We start from the raw sequence: 489 nt of genomic DNA on the forward strand, positions 1-489 counted from the left end.
TTATTGATTATCTTGATGAATATATCTTCACTTTTTATTTTCATTTACTCATCGCGGAAATACACATTGCCTTGTAGACAAGCGCTAATAATACGTTATGAACCTGACTTCCGCCAGACAATCAATCTATGAATTCATTACGCCGTAGTGTTTTAGAAAGACACTTTCTGACCAGATGGTGAACCATATACTACATCGCGCATTATAAAAAAACCGCCAGCGTTTCCACTAGCGGTTTTCAATGTTTTCAAAACTCAGCAATCAGTAAAAATCACCGGTTGCCTTTTCGGCCTGATCCATCCACACCGGCTTATCGCTGGTTTTCGACCAGACGCGATGCAGGTAGCTGTAAAAGCGGGCGCGGTCTTTCCAGAAAAGCATGAAAGGCAGCGCCAAAACGCCCGCTGCAACCGCATAAGTACGGCGTAAAAAGATAAGCCATGCAGGATATTCTCTGTAGAGTTCCATACTTTTCTCCCCCTTTTGTAT

At 42.7% G+C, this 489-nt stretch carries 1 protein-coding gene; it reads right to left on the bottom strand.

Annotated elements, in window-relative coordinates; genetic code table 11:
- Positions 1–261: 261 nt before the first annotated feature.
- On the bottom strand, positions 262–489 hold a 228-nt coding region (locus KBY19_RS35920; RefSeq protein WP_368861003.1), incomplete at its 5' end, for a YbfA family protein.

Origin of the sequence: Streptomyces sp. B15 (assembly GCF_018070605.1) — a bacterium.
In the GTDB taxonomy this organism is placed as follows: domain Bacteria; phylum Actinomycetota; class Actinomycetes; order Streptomycetales; family Streptomycetaceae; genus Streptomyces; species Streptomyces smyrnaeus.